Source organism: Pseudomonas sp. SW-3, assembly GCF_016615645.1.
Lineage (GTDB): Bacteria > Pseudomonadota > Gammaproteobacteria > Pseudomonadales > Pseudomonadaceae > Aquipseudomonas > Aquipseudomonas mandelii.
Window position 1 is genome coordinate 3,654,297 of the sequence record NZ_CP067098.1, and the last position, 17,481, is coordinate 3,671,777.

Genomic DNA, 17,481 nt, shown 5'->3' on the forward strand with positions numbered 1-17,481 from the left:
GGCTTAAACGCTGAGCGCGGCGCGCAATTGCGCTTCAAGCAGCGTGGCGTCCAGCTCCTGACCGATCAACACCAGACGCGTGTTGCGCGCTTCATCGATGCCCCACTGACGGTCGAAGTGCTTGTCGAAACGTGTGCCCACGCCCTGAATCAGCAAGCGCATCGGTTTGTTCGGAATCGCCGCGAAACCTTTGACCCGCAGAATGCCGTGCTGGACCACCAGTTGGGTCAGCGCGTCCAGCAGCAGGCTTTCGTCGGCTTGGGGCAACTCGATGGAAATGGAGTCGAAGGCGTCGTGGTCGTGATCGTCTTCACCTTCGTGGTGGTGATCGTGATGGCTGTGACGGCTGTCGATGTGTTCTTCGGAACCGGCACCGAGACCGATCAGCACGTCCAGTGGCACGCGGCCGCTGCTGGCTTCGATGACTTTGACGGCCGGTGGCAGTTCTTCGGCGACTTCCAGGCGCACCCGGGCCAGATCTTCAGGGCTGATCAGGTCGGCCTTGTTGAGGATCACCAGGTCGGCGCTGGCCAGTTGGTCGGCGAACAGCTCGTGCAGCGGCGATTCGTGGTCCAGGTTCGGGTCGAGTTTGCGCTGGGCATCGACCCGATCCGGGAACGCGGCGAACGTGCCAGCGGCGACGGCCGGGCTGTCGACCACGGTGATGACCGCGTCAACGGTGCAAGCGCTGCGAATTTCCGGCCACTGGAAGGCTTGCACCAGCGGTTTTGGCAGGGCCAGGCCCGAGGTTTCGATGAGGATGTGGTCGAGATCGCCGCGACGGGCGACCAATTCGCGCATCACCGGGAAGAATTCTTCTTGAACGGTGCAGCACAGGCAGCCGTTGGCCAATTCGTAGACGCGGCCGTTGGCCTCTTCTTCGGTACAGCCGATGGAGCACTGCTTGAGGATTTCGCCATCGATGCCCAGCTCGCCGAACTCGTTGACGATCACCGCAATGCGGCGGCCCTGAGCGTTGTCGAGCATGTGCCGCAGCAAGGTGGTTTTGCCCGAGCCGAGGAAGCCGGTAACGATGGTGACGGGGAGTTTGGCCAGTGTTTTCATCGGATGCCCTTTGGCAAGGTGGCGGGCATACGGGACGACAATCGCTGCGACGGATGCGCGCGCGGAAGAGTTCGCCACCGGATCACCCCGCCCGGTTGTAGTGAGAATCTGTGTCGAGGCAGGTCTCCTGGCTGACGGTGTGCCGGTCGATGGACCTGGCATTCGCTGCGCCTTCCCGCGAACCCGTTGCACAGGGTTTGCAGTGGCGTGGCAGCGAACATCACCGTTCACAGTTGCGGGGGCAGCCGCGGCATCGACCGCGTTCCCTTCTTAGCTTCGGCAAATGCCGAAGAACCTCGAAAGCGCAAGGCTACGCATGGTGTGGGGGCGGGTCAATGTCTTGTGGCGCTCTCACCGGCGCCTTCGCGGGCACGCCTCGCTCCTGCGGGACAGCGGTGCGTTTACAGGAGCGAGGCGTGCCCGCGAAGAATTCACCTGGCTATCGAATGAGAACCCATGCCAATTGACGTCAAACCCCCGCCCATGCTCTCCTACACGCCTTGTTACGGGTGCCCTTCACAGGGTGAAACGGGAAACCGGTGAATCATGTGCTTTACTCCAAGCCATGTCAGTCCGGTGCTGCCCCCGCAACGGTAAGCGAGCGAAGCGTCAGATCCACTGTGCCAGCAGTTCGGCATGGGAAGGTGATGCTTGCAGGTTCAGGCGCAAGCCTTGACCCCTCGTGAGCCCGGAGACCGGCCCGCAACACAAAGTGACCTTTACGTCACTGAATAACAAACCCGCGGTGGGCGGGCGCTGTTTGAACCTCTGCGCGCCCGACTCGCAGGGGTCTTCCATGCGCTCTATTCACCCGCTGACAGACCAGAGGGATGCGCCATGTCGATCATCAGCAGCACCGACCACAGCACCGCCAGTACCACCACAACCCTGAGCCAACGCCTGACCGCCGCCGTGTGTGCGTCGATCCTTGGCGCGTGCCTTGTGTATTTCGCTGGGTTCTCGCACATCGAAGCGGTGCACAATGCCGCGCACGACACCCGTCACAGCTCTGCCTTCCCGTGCCATTGAGACCTGCTGACATGATCAAGCGTATTGCGCAAACCGCAGGTTTCACAGGGCTGCTGGCCGCCCTGCTGCTGACGCTGCTGCAAAGTTTCTGGGTCTCGCCGCTGATTCTGCAGGCCGAGACTTACGAAAAATCCGAGCCGGCCGCTGTTGAAGTTCACGAACACGCCGCCGGTGTCGCCGCTCACACTCACGACGCCGAAGCCTGGGAGCCGGAAGACGGCTGGCAGCGCCTGCTGTCGACCACGGGCGGTAACCTGGTGGTCGCCGTCGGTTTCGCCCTGATGCTCGCTGGCCTCTACACCTTGCGTGCACCGACCAAAACCTCCCAGGGCTTGCTTTGGGGCCTGGCCGGTTACGCGACCTTCGTGCTGGCCCCGACCCTCGGCCTGCCGCCTGAACTGCCGGGCACTGCCGCGGCTGATCTGGCGCAACGGCAACTCTGGTGGATCAGTACAGCCGCCTCCACGGCGGTCGGCATCGCCTTGATCGTGTTCAGCCGTCACTGGCTGATGAAGATCCTTGGCGTGGCGATTCTCGCCGTTCCGCACGTGATCGGCGCGCCGCAACCGGAAGTGCACTCGATGCTCGCTCCGCAAGCGCTGGAAGCGCAGTTCAAAATCGCGTCGCAGCTGACCAACGTCGCGTTCTGGCTGGCCCTGGGCCTGATCAGCGCCTGGTTGTTCCGCCGCAAAAGCGATGGCCAATACCACGCATGATTGATCCCCGCACAGCGCCGACTTTAGTCGTCGGCCTGGGCTGCCAGCGCGGCTGCCCCGCCAGCACGTTGCGGGCGTTGATCGATCAGGCATTGCAGGCTCATCAAATCGGACTTCACCAGATCAAGGCCCTGGCCAGTATCGACCTGAAGCGTGATGAGCCTGGCCTGGTCGAGCTCGCCGAACAACTGGCGTTACCGCTGATGTATTTCAGCAGTAAGCAATTGGAAGGTTACAAACCCCAACTCAGCCATCATTCGGACATCGCGTTCGAACGCACCGGCTGCTACGGCGTGGCGGAAAGTGCCGCCCTGGCCCTCGCCGAACACTTGGCCCAGGCCCCGGCAAAACTGCTGATTTCGCGACAAAAATATGCCCAGGCCACCCTGGCATTGGCCTGCGTTGCGTAAGATCCCCGATAATCCCCGCCTTCGATCATGAGCAATCTTCATCTGAAGCCTTGCCCAAGCCCCTTTTCTGACAGACTCTTTATTCAAAGGAACGGACGATGACCGTCTACTTCATTGGCGCAGGTCCCGGTGACCCGGAACTGATCACCGTCAAAGGCCAACGGCTGATTCGCAGTTGCCCGGTGATCATCTATGCAGGCTCTTTGGTGCCCGCCGCCGTGCTCGAAGGCCATGGTGCCGAACAGGTGGTCAACAGCGCCGAATTGCACCTGGAGCAAATCATCGAACTGATCAAGACCGCCCATGCCAACGGCCAGGACGTGGCGCGGGTGCATTCCGGTGATCCGAGTCTTTACGGCGCGATTGGCGAGCAGATTCGCTGTCTGCGTGAACTCGGGATTGCGTTTGAAATCATCCCGGGGGTCACAGCGACTGCCGCGTGTGCGGCGCTTTTGGGGGCTGAACTGACCCTGCCCGACATTTCACAGAGTGTGATTCTGACTCGCTACGCCGACAAAACCGTGATGCCGGCCGGCGAAGAACTGGGGAGCCTGGCCCAGCACGGGGCGACCATGGCGATTCATTTGGGGGTCAATCATCTGGAGAAGATCCTGGCGGAGTTGCTACCACATTACGGCGCCGACTGCCCGATTGCGGTGATTCACCGGGCGACCTGGCCGGATCAGGATTGGGTGGTGGGGACGATTGCGGACATTGCCGCGAAGGTTGAAGCCAAGGGATTTCGCCGCACGGCGTTGATTCTGGTGGGTCGGGTGTTGGGCAGTGATCAGTTCAGTGAGTCATCGCTGTATCGCGCCGGACATGCACATCTCTACAGGCCATAGGGCCCTCCCACATTGGATCTGCGGCGGAAACAGATTGGGTATCCAATGATAGCCCCCTGTGGGAGCGAGCCTGCTCGCGATAGGGCCAGTGAATTTCACCCATAAAAAAACGGCACTCACGGGTGCCGTTTTTTCATTTCGCAGCGAACACCTTACTTAGTAGTAGGCGTTTTCTTTCTGCGTGTGGTCAGTTACATCGCGTACACCCTTGAGCTCGGGAATGCGCTCGAGCAAGGTGCGCTCGATGCCTTCGCGAAGGGTGACGTCTGCCTGGCCGCAGCCCTGGCAACCGCCGCCGAATTTCAATACGGCGATGCCGTCTTCGACCACATCAATCAAGCTGACCTGACCGCCGTGGCTGGCCAGCCCCGGATTGATCTCGGTTTGCAGGTAGTAGTTGATGCGCTCGTTGACTGGGCTGTCAGCGTTGACCATCGGCACTTTGGCGTTGGGCGCCTTGATCGTCAGTTGGCCGCCCATGCGGTCGGTGGCGTAGTCGACGACCGCGTCGTCCAGGAAAGCTTCGCTGAACGAATCGATGTAAGCGGTGAAGCTTTTGAGCCCCAGCGCGGTGTCTTCAGGTTTCTCTTCGCCCGGCTTGCAGTACGCAATGCAGGTCTCGGCGTACTGGGTGCCAGGCTGGGTGATAAAGACGCGGATGCCGATACCCGGGGTGTTCTGCTTGGAGAGCAGATCAGCCAGATAATCGTGTGCGGCGTCGGTGATGGTAATAGCGGTCATGGAAACTCCTCGCAGGCTTGGGCGCAGTTTACGCCAATCATCGCGCCGTACAAAGTCCTAGTATTTTTGTCGGGAAAGAGCCGGAACAGCGTTGCTTGCCGGTTCGCCGTCGATCCACTCTTTAAGCCACCGATAGCTGCATTTTTCTACATATTCGTAACTTGCCCAGGAAGCCACGCCGATGGTCACCACACAAACGGCGAACATCACGTAGGGATTTACCCCATAACGCTGGGCGACAAATCCGCCGACAGACAGCACCAGCACATGCATCAGGTAAACCGAATAGGAACAATCGCCAAGCACCTTGAACAGACGGGTGTTCTCGAAAAAGCGTTCCAGCGCCATGCACGCCATCACCAACACCGCACCGGGCACGCCCCAGGCCAGGAAGCGTGGCTGCGGTGCCAGGTTATAAATCGCCAGCAACGCGCCGCCAATCCCCAGCAAGGGCAGCCAGACACCGGGCTTGATCCAGCCCCGCCGGTAGATCATGCCGATGGCGATCCCCAGCAGAAACTCATAAACAATGTCCGAGCGGTAGAACTCGCTGATCCAGCCATAACCGGTCCACGCCTGGCACACCGCAAACAGCAACGCCGCGACGATCAGCAGCCGAACCTGCAAACGGAACAGCAATGCCCAGGCAAACAGCACGTAGAACAGCATTTCGTAATTCAGCGTCCAGCCGACATTGAGGGTCGGATAGATGCCGTAGCCACCGGGGTTTTGCGTGGGAATGAATAACAGCGACAGCAGGACATGTGACCAGTCGACCGTCTGATCCGGCAACACAGGCTGTGCGAACACGACCACCAGCGCCATCAGCACCGTGTACAGCCAGTACGCCGGAACGATGCGAAACAGTCGATACAGGAGAAACCGTGCAGGTGGCAGCGATTTCCCTTCGGTGGACAGGAAGATCACCAGGCCACTGATGACGAAAAAGATATCAACGCCCACCGCGCCCTTGTCGATGAACATCTGACCCACGGGACCACGGGCCTTGAAGTCGAAAAATATCTGCATGAAGTGGTGGCAGACCACCGTCCATGCCGCGACGGCGCGCAGTGCCTGTACTGAAATCAACATCGGCGCCCCTCCGATCGCACTTCACACATCACCGCAGACCCCTGTAGGAGCGAAGCTTGCTCGCGAAGGCGATCGACCGGCCAACAATGATGTTGAATGTACCGGTCTCTTCGCGAGCAAGCTTCGCTCCTACAGGGGAATGGCGGTGCCTATTGAGTCCGACACCGACCAGCAGTCAAAGGTCGATTAAAGATTCTCGTACCGGTTCATATCCAGCACGCCCTCTTCCACCGGCTCGGTTTCGTGGATGTAGCGACTCAGGTCATGGAAGTAGAACCAGAACTGCGGATGGCTGCGGCGAATGCCCCAGCGTTCGACGATTTTCTCGAAGCGGTGCGCATCCTTGGCGTTTTCCATCGCATCGACGAACGCCGGCACCTGGTCGGCGGGTATGTTGAACATGAAGTTGGGGTAGCTGCTGAGCACGCCCGGGAAAATGGTCAAAGTGTCGAGCCCAGGCTGATAGCGCAGCGATTCACCGAGCAGGAAGGCCACATTGCTGTGGGCCCGATTGCGCAGCAGGCTGTAGACCTCGCGCTTGCCGCTCGCCGTCTCGATGCGCAGCACCGTCGCTTCCGGCAACTGATCAATGACCTTCAAACCGGCCGCCGGGCGTGACGTCAGGCGACTCAAGGCTTGCTCGGCACTCTGCAACGCCGGGTCGATGTTCGGTCGCGAACAGTAAGCGCCGTCGCAACGGTTGATCGGATCAGGCTTGGCATCGAGCTCGCCATAACGGGCCAGCAGTTGCATCGCGAAGTCGCGCTTGGGGTCCTTTTCATCCAGCTTCAGGGCCGTCGGCGTGTCATTGTCGATGGACTCGTAATCCAGCCACATTTTGAACTTGCCACCGCTTTGATACCAATCATCAAGGTAATCGTCCCGCGAATCGGCCGGCATCAGGCGCAGGAAATTCTGCTCGGCGCCGTTGCGGATCAGGTCGAAGTACAAGCGTGTCTGGGCCTGGTGAGACACGTTGCCGAACACGTCGAAGTTGACCACCAACTGATAATACGTGCGTTCCAGCAGCGGATAGTCAAACAGCCAGATGGTTTGCGGCACGTCGCCGATCAGGCCCTTGTTCACCGATGCGCTGTCGAAATGCCGAAAGATGCTCAGCAACGCGTTGTCGTTGCCTGCCCACAGGGTCGACCAGCTCGGCGCCGGCAGATCGGCGTAGTTGTCCCGGCGTAGCGCTTCGTACTCGTTGCGCTTGTCGCGGTAGTCATGCCACAGGCTCAGGACGCTGCCGACATCGTCGTTTTGTCCCGGCATCGCCAACAACGGCGTGGCCTGGCCGCGGTAGTTCGGGTCGGTGATGTAGAGGTCATGTTCCGGCGCCTGGAACAATGCCCAGAAGTTGTCACGAATCACGTCCGTGGCGATCTGGCCACGGCAGACCGGACCGCGAATGAAGGTACGGACGAAGTACTCGGCGTTATCGAGCATGAACTGATAACGCGCCTGAGCCGGGATCGCTTCAAACGTACTGAACGGATTGGCCCGGCGCTCCGGCCCGTATCCCGGCAAGGCATCGACCTGCCAGTTGCCGCTGTAAAAGAGTGTTTTGATCCGCGCCATCTTCGACGCGCTCAGCGGATAAGTGATGTGGGTCTTGTGCACGATCACACCCTGCACCGGCCACAAACGGTAATAAATCCGAGTGCCCGGATCATCATTCGGCCGGCGCGTATCGATCAGGTCGATCGGCTGCCCCGTCGGGGTGCGTGAACGGACCCATTGGAAGAAATGCCCCGGCTCACCGTCCTTGAAGTAAATATGGGCGATATACCAATGCTCGAATAACCAGCGACCGACCAGACTTTCCCGGGCACCCGGGGCGTTGAGCAGGTTTTCCCACTGCACCACCTGCATGGCCTCTTTCGCGCTCGGGACCAGGGCTTGCTCATCGATAGGCGCACCCGAAGCCAGCCAGCGCTGGAGCGTCTGGTATTGCTGGTCGGTCAGGCCGGTGACGGCCAGCGGCATGCCTTCTTTCGGGTGGGTACTGGCGTAGCCGTCGAACTCCGCCGGCATGGCGCACATGTTTTCCCGGTTGAGGCCCAGGACGATGTCTTCCGGCAACCTGGCGTTGGGTTGCAGCGGGGTTGTGTGGCCCAGCTCCAGCATTCGCGTCATCAACGCCGCCTGGCTGCCTTGGGCGTCAAGTACCGAATAGAAGCCTTTCTGCTGCCAGGCACGCTTGCCGAAAGCGTCATAAAACAACCGGGTCGGCGCCGCGGCCTGACTGCGTTCGCCGTCGTAAACCGGGGATTTGGTCCCGCCACGCGCCGCCCCTTCGCCGCTGCCCAGATTGAGCTGACAGGCGGAGTCGTAGCAGGCATGGCAGGCCACGCACTTTTCGGTGAAGATCGGTTGAATGTCACGTGTGTAGGAAATCGCCGGACCCTGCGCAGCGGCATCCCAGCTTATAAGCAGCATAAAGATGCTGGTGATGACGCGATACGACATGTCCCTGGTCCTGATCCTGAAAAAACGCCGCGATTCTACCGGTCTCGCCCCCTCACCAACATGAGCGATATTCATGCAAAACCGGAGCATGCTCTAAAAGCGCACAGGTTTGCTATTATCCCGGCCCTTCGTCATGGTCTTTTCGAGTAGTCCCAATGTCCGATCGCAGCGTTCGCCTTCAAGCTCTCAAGCACGCCCTCAAAGAGCGCATCCTGATTCTCGATGGCGGCATGGGCACGATGATCCAGAGCTACAAGCTCGAAGAGCAGGATTACCGGGGCAAACGCTTTGCTGACTGGCCAAGCGACGTCAAAGGTAACAACGACCTCTTGGTGTTGACGCGCCCGGACGTGATCGGGTCGATCGAGAAAGCCTACCTGGATGCCGGCGCCGATATTCTGGAGACCAACACGTTCAACGCCACCCAGGTTTCCCTGGCCGACTACGGCATGCAAGGCCTGGCATATGAGTTAAACGTAGAAGGCGCGCGCCTGGCACGCAAGGTGGCCGACGCAAAGACCCTGGAAACGCCGGACAAGCCGCGCTTCGTCGCTGGCGTGATCGGGCCGACCAGCCGCACCTGCTCGCTGTCACCAGACGTGAACAACCCCGGCTACCGCAACGTGACCTTCGATGAATTGGTGGAAAACTACACCGAGGCCACCAAAGGCCTGATCGAAGGCGGCGCCGACCTGATCCTGATCGAAACCATTTTCGACACGCTGAACGCCAAAGCCGCGATCTTCGCCGTGCAGGGTGTTTTTGAAGAGTTGGGTATCGAACTGCCGATCATGATTTCCGGCACCATTACCGACGCCTCCGGCCGAACCCTGTCCGGCCAGACCACCGAAGCGTTCTGGAACTCAGTCGCCCACGCCAAGCCGATCTCGGTCGGCCTGAACTGCGCCCTCGGTGCCAAAGAATTGCGCCCGTACCTGGAAGAACTGTCGAACAAGGCTGGCACCCACGTTTCGGCGCACCCGAACGCCGGCCTGCCGAACGAATTCGGCGAGTACGATGAGCTGCCAGCGGAAACCGCCAAGGTCATCGAAGAATTCGCCCAGAGCGGCTTCCTCAACATCGTCGGCGGCTGCTGCGGCACCACGCCGGGCCACATCGAAGCCATCGCCAAAGCCGTGGCCGGTTATGCACCACGTGTCATTCCGGAAATCCCGAAGGCTTGCCGCCTCTCGGGCCTGGAGCCGTTCACCATCGATCGCAGTTCGCTGTTCGTCAACGTCGGCGAGCGCACCAACATCACCGGCTCGGCGAAATTCGCCCGCCTGATCCGTGAAGACAACTACACCGAAGCGCTGGAAGTGGCCCTGCAACAGGTTGAAGCCGGTGCCCAGATCATCGACATCAACATGGATGAAGGGATGCTCGATTCGAAGAAGGCCATGGTGACCTTCCTCAATCTGATTGCCGGTGAACCGGACATCTCCCGTGTGCCGATCATGATCGACTCCTCGAAGTGGGAAGTGATCGAAGCCGGCCTCAAGTGCATTCAGGGCAAGGGCATCGTCAACTCGATCAGCATGAAAGAAGGCGTCGAGCAGTTCATTCACCACGCCAAACTGTGCAAGCGCTATGGCGCCGCCGTGGTCGTGATGGCGTTCGACGAAGCCGGCCAAGCCGACACCGAAGCGCGCAAGAAAGAGATCTGCAAACGCTCCTACGACATTCTGGTCAACGAAGTCGGCTTCCCGCCGGAAGACATCATTTTCGACCCGAACATCTTCGCCGTGGCCACCGGCATCGAAGAACACAACAACTACGCTGTGGACTTCATCAACGCCTGCGCCTACATCCGCGACGAACTGCCCTACGCGCTGACCTCGGGCGGCGTGTCCAACGTGTCGTTCTCGTTCCGTGGCAACAACCCGGTGCGCGAGGCGATTCACTCGGTGTTCCTGCTGTATGCGATCCGCAACGGTCTGACCATGGGTATCGTCAACGCCGGTCAGCTGGAGATCTACGACCAGATCCCGGCCGAGCTGCGCGACGCCGTTGAAGACGTGGTGCTCAACCGTACGCCGAACGGCACTGACGCCCTCCTCGCCATCGCCGACAAATACAAGGGCGACGGCAGCGTCAAGGAAGCCGAGACCGAAGAGTGGCGCAACTGGGACGTCAACAAGCGTCTGGAGCATGCGCTGGTCAAGGGCATCACCACGCACATCGTGGAAGACACCGAAGAATCGCGCCAGTCGTTCGCCCGCCCGATCGAAGTGATCGAAGGCCCGCTGATGTCCGGCATGAACATCGTGGGCGACCTGTTCGGCGCCGGCAAAATGTTCCTGCCGCAGGTGGTGAAATCCGCCCGTGTGATGAAACAGGCCGTGGCCCACTTGATCCCGTTCATCGAACTGGAAAAAGGCGACAAGCCGGAAGCCAAGGGCAAGATCCTGATGGCCACGGTGAAAGGCGACGTGCACGACATCGGCAAGAACATCGTCGGTGTGGTGCTCGGCTGTAACGGCTACGACATCGTCGACCTCGGCGTGATGGTCCCGGCGGAGAAGATCCTGCAAGTGGCCAAGGAGCAGAAGTGCGACATCATCGGCCTGTCCGGTCTGATCACGCCTTCACTGGATGAAATGGTCCACGTGGCCCGCGAGATGCAGCGTCAGGATTTCCATCTGCCGCTGATGATCGGTGGCGCGACCACCTCCAAGGCGCACACGGCGGTCAAGATCGAACCGAAGTACAGCAACGATGCGGTGATCTACGTCACCGACGCCTCCCGCGCCGTGGGCGTGGCGACGCAGTTGCTGTCCAAGGAGTTGAAACCGGCGTTCGTCGAAAAGACTCGCCTGGAATACATCGACGTTCGCGAGCGCACCGCCAATCGCAGCGCCCGCACCGAACGCCTGAGCTACCCGGCCGCCATCGCCAAGAAGCCGCAGTTCGACTGGAGCACTTATGTGCCGGTCAAACCGACCTTTACCGGTTCCAGGGTGCTGGACAACATCGACCTCAAGGTTCTGGCCGAATACATCGACTGGACGCCGTTCTTTATCTCCTGGGACCTGGCCGGCAAGTTCCCGCGCATCCTCCAGGACGAAGTAGTGGGTGAAGCAGCAACCGCGTTGTATGCCGATGCCCAGGAAATGCTCGCCAAGCTGATCGACGAGAAACTCATCAGCGCCCGTGCGGTGTTCGGCTTCTGGCCGGCCAACCAGGTGCGTGAGGATGACATCGAAGTCTACGGCGATGACGGCAAGCCGATTGCCAAGCTGCATCACTTGCGCCAGCAGATCATCAAGACCGATGGCAAGCCGAACTTCTCCCTCGCCGACTTCGTCGCGCCGAAGGACAGCGAAATCACCGACTACGTGGGTGGATTCATCACCACGGCCGGGATCGGCGCCGAAGAAGTGGCCAAGGCTTATCAAGACGCCGGCGATGATTACAACTCGATCATGGTCAAGGCACTGGCCGACCGACTGGCCGAGGCGTGTGCCGAGTGGCTGCACCAGCAGGTGCGAAAAGAACACTGGGGTTACGCCAAGGACGAGACGCTCGACAACGAGGCGCTGATCAAAGAGCAATACACCGGCATCCGCCCTGCCCCGGGCTACCCGGCCTGCCCGGATCACACCGAGAAAAGCACCTTGTTTGCCTTGCTCGACCCCGAGGCCAGCGAAATGCAGGCTGGCCGCAGCGGCGTGTTCCTCACCGAGCACTACGCAATGTTCCCGGCGGCAGCGGTCAGCGGCTGGTACTTCGCTCATCCGCAGGCGCAATACTTTGCGGTGGGCAAGATCGACAAGGACCAGGTGCAGAGCTACACATCGCGCAAAGGGCAGGAACTGAGCGTGACCGAACGCTGGCTGGCGCCTAACCTCGGTTACGACAACTAACCCAGGCGCCTGGCCACAATATTGTGGCCAGATGAGCCCCCTGTGGGAGCGAGCCTGCTCGCGAAGGCGTTATAACGTTCAACGAAGATGTTGAATGTTATGGCCACTTCGCCAGCAGGCTAGCTCCCACAGTTGTTTTGGGTCGTTCACAAACGTGTGGATCAACCCGATCAAGTGTGGGAGTGAGCCTGCTCGCGATGGCGTTATAACGTTCAACGAAGATGTTGAATGTTATGGCCACTTCGCTAGCAGGCTAGCTCCCACAGTTGTTTTGGGTCGTTCACAAACGTGTGGATCAACCCGATCAAGTGTGGGAGCGAGCCTGCTCGCGAAGGCGTTATAACGTTCAACGAAGATGTTGAATGTTATGGCCAATTCGCTAGCAGGCTAGCTCCCACAGTTGTTTTGGGTCGTTCACAAACGTGTGGATCAACCCGATCAAGTGTGGGAGCGAGCCTGCTCGCGAAGGCGTTATAACGTTCAACGAAGATGTTGAATGTTATGGCCACTTCGCTAGCAGGCTAGCTCCCACAGTTGTTTTGGGTCGTTCACAAACGTGTGGATCAACCCGATCAAGTGTGGGAGCGAGCCTGCTCGCGAAGGCGTTATAACGTTCAACGAAAATGTTGAATGCTATGGCCAATTCGCTAGCAGGCTAGCTCCCACAGTTGTTTTGGGTCGTTCACAAACGTGTGGATCAACCCGATCAAGTGTGGGAGCGAGCCTGCTCGCGAAGGCGATGTGACAGTCAACGAAAATGTTGAGTGTTACGACCCCTTCGCTAGCAAGCTCGCTCCCACAGTTGTTTTGGGTCGTTCACAAACGTGTGGAACAACCCGATCAAGTGTGGGAGCGAGCCTGCTCGCGATAGCGATGTGACAGTCAACGAAGATGTTGAATGTTATGGCCACTTCGCTAGCAGGCTAGCTCCCACAGTTGTTTTGGGTCGTTCACAAACGTGTGGAACAACCCGATCAAGTGTGGGAGCGAGCCTGCTCGCGATGGCGATATGACAGTCAACGAAGATGTTGAATGTTATGGCCAATTCGCTAGCAGGCTAGCTCCCACAGTTGTTTTGGGTCGTTCACAAACGTGTGGATCAACCCGATCAAGTGTGGGAGCGAGCCTGCTCGCGATGGCGATGTGACAGTCAACGAAAATGTTGAGTGTTACGACCCCTTCGCTAGCAAGCTCGCTCCCACATTTGCTTTGTGCATGCCGCGGATTGTCTATGCTTACTCTTCACACATTGATGACGAGGGATTTATGGACGATCCAGTCGACAACAAGCCACCGACCTTCTGGCAGATGCTGCAAAGCGTCATGGCGGCGGCGTTCGGTGTGCAGAGCGGGAAGAATCGGGCGCGGGACTTCACCCACGGCAAGCCGAGTCATTTCGTGATTCTGGGGATTCTGTTCACGGCCGTGTTCGCTTTGACGCTGTTCGGCATCGTGCAACTGGTGGTGCATCTGGCGGGGCGTTAGCGCATCAGGGTTTGCAGGCTGAACGGATAGCGATAGGAGGTCGGCCGGCCCTTGGCCGACAGACGACGGAAATTCACCCCGTAATCCGGTGATGCGCCCATGGCCAGCAACCGCTTGGCGTGGGCCTTGTCGATCAGTTGCAATACCGGAATCAACCGGTCGCGCCCGCCGTACTGGTCCAGATCCACGCCCATTTCCACGTCATGCAACTCCACCAGCGCCCAACCGCCCAATGTGAAGTGCCCGCCCACCAACACGCTCAGGTGACCGTCGATCATCGCCTGCAATGCAGCGGGCGACGTGTTCACCCCGCTGAACAAGGCATCTTTGCCGGGCACGCCACCCGTCTCCGAATAGGCTTGCATGGCGCCAAACGCCATTTCGTCATTGGCAGACCACACCAACGAGACATTCGGGTAACGCCGGAACAATAACTTGGCCTGCTCATAGGCCCTTCCCCGGCTCCAGCCACCGTAAACCACTTGGCGCAAGCGCACTTGCGGGTGCTCGGCCAAGGCGCGCAGCATGCCTTGTTCGCGCAGTTGCGACGACGGCGTGATCTTCAGGCCGGAGAACGCCAGTAATTCGATGACCTGGCCAGGCGCCACGGGTGGATGCTGGCGAATCAGCTCCTTGAGCATCAGGTAGCCGCCCTCCTCATCGTTCGGCACCAGGCTGCCCAATCGATCGGAACGCTCGCCCAGCAGGCTCAGCTGATTGGCGGTCAGCGAAGCGTTGACCGTAAACAGCTTCACCCCGCTGCCTTGAGCCAGGCGCAGAATCTGTGGAGCGACATACTGTTCGTTGACGAACACCAGATAGTCCGGACGATCGGGACCTTGCAGGGCCAAGCGGGCTTGCGCCACGGTGAGCTCGGGCATGCGTTGGGAATACAGAATTCGCAGATCAATGCGCAGATCCTTGGCGGCCGCCTGCATGAATTGCGAATAGCTGATCCAGAAGGCCTCATCCGTCTTGCCCGGATTGAGGAACAACACCGACTCTGCATGCGCGACAGGGCCCCAAGCCGCGCCAAGCATCAGCAGGAAGGTGTAGACAAACTTCAACATTAACGCCCGAGCCCCCGGAAATTTTCGCCGCGTATTATAGCCAGCGAAGTCCCGGCAAACGGCGTTTATTCCGGTTTTTGTCCGACAATCGTCGGAACCGGGCCCGGACGGGGTCGGTTATTGATGGCTGACCCAAAATACAGCGGTGCCCACGACCAGAATGATCAGGAACAGAATCGCCCAAGCATCGACCGTGCTATCAGGTTTTGTCGCTTTGGTAGGGTTGCTCATTGCATCGCCTCTTGTCGGTTTTATCGGTGATTGCATAAAGACTCGACCACAGTAAAGACGACGATTGCCCTCACGACAAATACGGGTTTATCAATAACGGATCTCGTTAGTCGTTTTGGTTCTTTACATATACTCAAACATCACTTTTGCGCATAACTGCAAACTGGTATCTTGCCCCGGCTCCGTAGGGAGTGCGCGGCCGTGCGCGCAGAATTGCCGAGGCAGCATCGGAGACCTCCAGGCGAAAAAACGCAACGGGATCCGACCGGCCCAAGCCTGAGAACAGGACTTATATGTACGTATATGACGAGTACGATCAGCGGATCATCGAGGACCGCGTCAAGCAGTTCCGTGATCAGACCCGACGCTATCTGGCAGGTGAGCTGAGCGAAGAAGAATTCCGCCCCCTGCGCCTGCAAAACGGGCTTTATATCCAACGCTTCGCGCCGATGTTGCGGGTGGCGGTGCCTTACGGCCAACTGACTTCGCGCCAGACGCGGATGATGGCCAAGATTGCCCGCGACTATGACAAGGGCTATGCCCACATCAGTACCCGGCAGAACGTCCAGTTCAACTGGCCGGCGCTGGAAGACATCCCGGACATTCTCGCTGAGCTGGCCACCGTGCAGATGCACGCGATCCAGACCAGCGGCAACTGCCTGCGCAACGTCACCACCGACCAGTTCGCCGGTGTCGCTGCCGATGAGCTGATTGACCCGCGCCCTTGGTGCGAGATCGTTCGCCAGTGGACCACGTTCCACCCGGAATTCGCCTACCTGCCGCGCAAGTTCAAGATCGCTATCAACGGTTCGACGTCTGACCGTGCGGCCATCGAAGTCCATGACATCGGCCTCGAGCCGGTGCACAACGCGGCCGGCGAACTCGGTTTCCGCGTGCTGGTGGGCGGTGGTCTCGGCCGTACACCGGTAGTGGGCGCGTTCATCAATGAATTCCTGCCGTGGCAAGACCTGTTGAGCTACCTCGACGCCATCCTGCGGGTCTACAACCGCTATGGCCGTCGTGACAACAAGTACAAGGCGCGGATCAAGATTCTGGTCAAGGCCCTGACGCCTGAAGTCTTCGCCCAGAAAGTCGACGCGGAAATGGAACACCTGCGCGGTGGCCAGACCACGTTGACCGAGGCCGAAGTGCATCGCGTCGCCAAACACTTCGTCGACCCGGACTACAAGGCCCTGGACAACCAGGCGGCCCAACTGGCCGAGCTCGACAAAGAACACCCGGGCTTCGCCCGCTGGCGCACCCGCAATACCCTGGCCCACAAAAAGCCGGGTTATGTGGCGGTGACCCTGTCCCTGAAGCCGACCGGTGTTGCGCCGGGCGACATCACCGACAAGCAGCTCGACGCGGTGGCCGACCTGGCCGATCGCTACAGCTTCGGTCAACTGCGCACGTCCCACGAGCAGAACATCATCCTGGCCGACGTTGAACAGTCCCAACTGTTCGCGATGTGGGGCGAGTTGCGCGAGCAAGGTTTTGCCACGCCGAACATCGGCTTGCTGACCGACATCATCTGCTGCCCTGGCGGTGATTTCTGCTCGCTGGCCAACGCCAAGTCGATCCCGATCGCCGAGTCGATCCAGCGTCGTTTCGAAGACCTGGACTACCTGTTCGACATCGGCGAGCTGGACCTGAACATCTCCGGCTGCATGAACGCCTGTGGTCACCACCACGTCGGCCACATCGGCATCCTCGGGGTGGACAAGAAAGGCGAAGAGTTCTACCAGGTCTCCCTCGGTGGCAGCGCGAGCCGCGACGCCAGCCTGGGCAAGATCCTCGGCCCGTCCTTCGCCCAGGAAGCCATGCCTGACGTGATCGAGAAACTGATCGACGTGTACATCGAACAACGTACCGAAGACGAGCGCTTCATCGACACCTATCAGCGTATTGGCATCGACCTCTTCAAGGAACGCGTCTATGCAGCGAATCATTAAGAACAACGAGGTCGTCGACGAAACCTGGCACTTGCTGCCCAAGGATTTCAACATCGACGAGATCAGCAACTGCGATGACCTGATCGTCCCGCTGCAGCTGTGGCGCGAACACAGTCGTATGCTCAAGGCCCGCGATGGCGGTCTTGGCGTGTGGCTGGATGCCGATGAAGAAGCCGAGGAAATCGGTGAAGACGTCGATCAGTTCCAAGTGATCGCCCTGAATTTCCCGGCCTTCACCGACGGGCGCAACTACTCCAACGCACGTCTGCTGCGTGACCGCTATGGCTTCAAAGGCGAATTGCGGGCAATCGGCGATGTGCTGCGCGACCAGCTCTTTTACATGCACCGCTGCGGGTTCGACGCCTTTGCCATTCGCGCCGATAAAGACCCGTATGAAGCCCTTGAAGGTCTCAAGGACTTCTCGGTGACCTATCAGGCCGCCACCGACGAACCGCTGCCGTTGTTCCGTCGCCGCTGATACCGGCAAAACCTTGAACCCCGCCCGGG

Annotated in this window: 13 protein-coding genes and 2 riboswitches; of the genes, 8 read left to right on the forward strand and 5 right to left on the reverse strand. The window is 59.6% G+C overall.

The window, feature by feature from the left end:
- Positions 1-3: 3 nt before the first annotated feature.
- Positions 4-1,065, reverse strand: coding sequence for a cobalamin biosynthesis protein CobW (gene cobW, locus JIO00_RS16275; RefSeq protein WP_102595006.1), 1,062 nt, complete (start codon positions 1,063-1,065; stop codon positions 4-6).
- A 100-nt stretch (positions 1,066-1,165) separates the two neighbouring features.
- Positions 1,166-1,379: riboswitch (cobalamin riboswitch) on the reverse strand.
- Between the two features lie 176 nt (positions 1,380-1,555).
- A riboswitch (cobalamin riboswitch) is annotated at positions 1,556-1,783 on the forward strand.
- A 119-nt stretch (positions 1,784-1,902) separates the two neighbouring features.
- Here cobW and JIO00_RS16280 point away from each other — a divergent pair.
- The 4 genes from JIO00_RS16280 (at position 1,903) to cobM (ending at position 4,065) form a co-directional block, all read left to right on the forward strand.
- Positions 1,903-2,094 (forward strand): CbtB domain-containing protein, encoded by a 192-nt coding sequence (locus tag JIO00_RS16280; protein WP_010460909.1) that lies wholly within the window; start codon positions 1,903-1,905, stop codon positions 2,092-2,094.
- Between the two features lie 11 nt (positions 2,095-2,105).
- On the forward strand, positions 2,106-2,810 hold the full coding sequence (locus JIO00_RS16285; protein ID WP_200666306.1) for a CbtA family protein: 705 nt from the start codon (positions 2,106-2,108) through the stop codon (positions 2,808-2,810).
- The gene (locus JIO00_RS16290) at positions 2,807-3,220 is read left to right on the forward strand and encodes a cobalamin biosynthesis protein (protein ID WP_102595008.1); all 414 of its coding nucleotides are present in this window, start codon (positions 2,807-2,809) and stop codon (positions 3,218-3,220) included. The genes JIO00_RS16285 and JIO00_RS16290 overlap by 4 nt, the downstream gene beginning before the upstream one ends.
- Before the next feature lie 98 nt (positions 3,221-3,318).
- Entirely contained in the window at positions 3,319-4,065 is a 747-nt protein-coding gene (cobM, locus tag JIO00_RS16295) for a precorrin-4 C(11)-methyltransferase (protein ID WP_077747683.1), read from the forward strand.
- Between the two features lie 156 nt (positions 4,066-4,221).
- On the opposite strand, the gene nfuA is transcribed toward cobM, so the two are convergent.
- The 3 genes from nfuA to JIO00_RS16310 form a co-directional block, all read right to left on the reverse strand.
- The gene (nfuA, locus tag JIO00_RS16300) at positions 4,222-4,806 is read right to left on the reverse strand and encodes a Fe-S biogenesis protein NfuA (protein ID WP_007898222.1); all 585 of its coding nucleotides are present in this window, start codon (positions 4,804-4,806) and stop codon (positions 4,222-4,224) included.
- Between the two features lie 57 nt (positions 4,807-4,863).
- Positions 4,864-5,898, reverse strand: coding sequence for an acyltransferase family protein (locus tag JIO00_RS16305; RefSeq protein ID WP_172791124.1), 1,035 nt, complete (start codon positions 5,896-5,898; stop codon positions 4,864-4,866).
- A gap of 186 nt (positions 5,899-6,084) precedes the next feature.
- A complete protein-coding gene (locus tag JIO00_RS16310) occupies positions 6,085-8,370 on the reverse strand; it encodes a fatty acid cis/trans isomerase (protein WP_200666308.1) in 2,286 nt (761 codons plus the stop codon).
- Positions 8,371-8,525: 155 nt separating this feature from the next.
- On the opposite strand from JIO00_RS16310, the gene metH reads away from it, so the two are divergent.
- Together metH and JIO00_RS16320 are read left to right on the forward strand one after the other, a co-directional pair.
- The gene (metH, locus tag JIO00_RS16315) at positions 8,526-12,236 is read left to right on the forward strand and encodes a methionine synthase (RefSeq protein WP_102595011.1); all 3,711 of its coding nucleotides are present in this window, start codon (positions 8,526-8,528) and stop codon (positions 12,234-12,236) included.
- Between the two features lie 1,266 nt (positions 12,237-13,502).
- Positions 13,503-13,721 carry a DUF2970 domain-containing protein gene (locus JIO00_RS16320; protein ID WP_010460924.1) on the forward strand — a complete coding sequence of 73 codons (219 nt, stop codon included), beginning with the start codon at positions 13,503-13,505 and terminating at the stop codon, positions 13,719-13,721.
- On the opposite strand, the gene JIO00_RS16325 is transcribed toward JIO00_RS16320, so the two are convergent.
- Positions 13,718-14,791: an ABC transporter substrate-binding protein gene (locus tag JIO00_RS16325; protein WP_169857641.1), complete on the reverse strand. Its 1,074-nt coding sequence runs from the start codon at positions 14,789-14,791 to the stop codon at positions 13,718-13,720. The two genes, JIO00_RS16320 and JIO00_RS16325, sit on opposite strands and share 4 nt — an antisense overlap.
- 524 nt (positions 14,792-15,315) lie before the next feature.
- Here JIO00_RS16325 and JIO00_RS16330 point away from each other — a divergent pair.
- On the forward strand, positions 15,316-16,974 hold the full coding sequence (locus tag JIO00_RS16330) for a nitrite/sulfite reductase (RefSeq protein ID WP_145310434.1): 1,659 nt from the start codon (positions 15,316-15,318) through the stop codon (positions 16,972-16,974).
- Positions 16,958-17,452 (forward strand): DUF934 domain-containing protein, encoded by a 495-nt coding sequence (locus JIO00_RS16335; protein WP_010460931.1) that lies wholly within the window; start codon positions 16,958-16,960, stop codon positions 17,450-17,452. Before JIO00_RS16330 ends, JIO00_RS16335 begins: the two co-directional genes overlap by 17 nt.
- The last annotated feature ends 29 nt before the right edge of the window (positions 17,453-17,481 follow it).

Bases quoted from the DNA above. Each gene is read 5' to 3' on its own strand.
- cobW (WP_102595006.1), bottom strand. From the start codon at position 1,065: ATGAAAACACTGGCCAAACTCCCCGTCACCATCGTTACCGGCTTCCTC.
- JIO00_RS16280 (WP_010460909.1), top strand. From the start codon at position 1,903: ATGTCGATCATCAGCAGCACCGACCACAGCACCGCCAGTACCACCACA.
- JIO00_RS16285 (WP_200666306.1), top strand. From the start codon at position 2,106: ATGATCAAGCGTATTGCGCAAACCGCAGGTTTCACAGGGCTGCTGGCC.
- JIO00_RS16290 (WP_102595008.1), top strand. From the start codon at position 2,807: ATGATTGATCCCCGCACAGCGCCGACTTTAGTCGTCGGCCTGGGCTGC.
- cobM (WP_077747683.1), top strand. From the start codon at position 3,319: ATGACCGTCTACTTCATTGGCGCAGGTCCCGGTGACCCGGAACTGATC.
- nfuA (WP_007898222.1), bottom strand. From the start codon at position 4,806: ATGACCGCTATTACCATCACCGACGCCGCACACGATTATCTGGCTGAT.
- JIO00_RS16305 (WP_172791124.1), bottom strand. From the start codon at position 5,898: ATGTTGATTTCAGTACAGGCACTGCGCGCCGTCGCGGCATGGACGGTG.
- JIO00_RS16310 (WP_200666308.1), bottom strand. From the start codon at position 8,370: ATGTCGTATCGCGTCATCACCAGCATCTTTATGCTGCTTATAAGCTGG.
- metH (WP_102595011.1), top strand. From the start codon at position 8,526: ATGTCCGATCGCAGCGTTCGCCTTCAAGCTCTCAAGCACGCCCTCAAA.
- JIO00_RS16320 (WP_010460924.1), top strand. From the start codon at position 13,503: ATGGACGATCCAGTCGACAACAAGCCACCGACCTTCTGGCAGATGCTG.
- JIO00_RS16325 (WP_169857641.1), bottom strand. From the start codon at position 14,791: ATGTTGAAGTTTGTCTACACCTTCCTGCTGATGCTTGGCGCGGCTTGG.
- JIO00_RS16330 (WP_145310434.1), top strand. From the start codon at position 15,316: ATGTACGTATATGACGAGTACGATCAGCGGATCATCGAGGACCGCGTC.
- JIO00_RS16335 (WP_010460931.1), top strand. From the start codon at position 16,958: ATGCAGCGAATCATTAAGAACAACGAGGTCGTCGACGAAACCTGGCAC.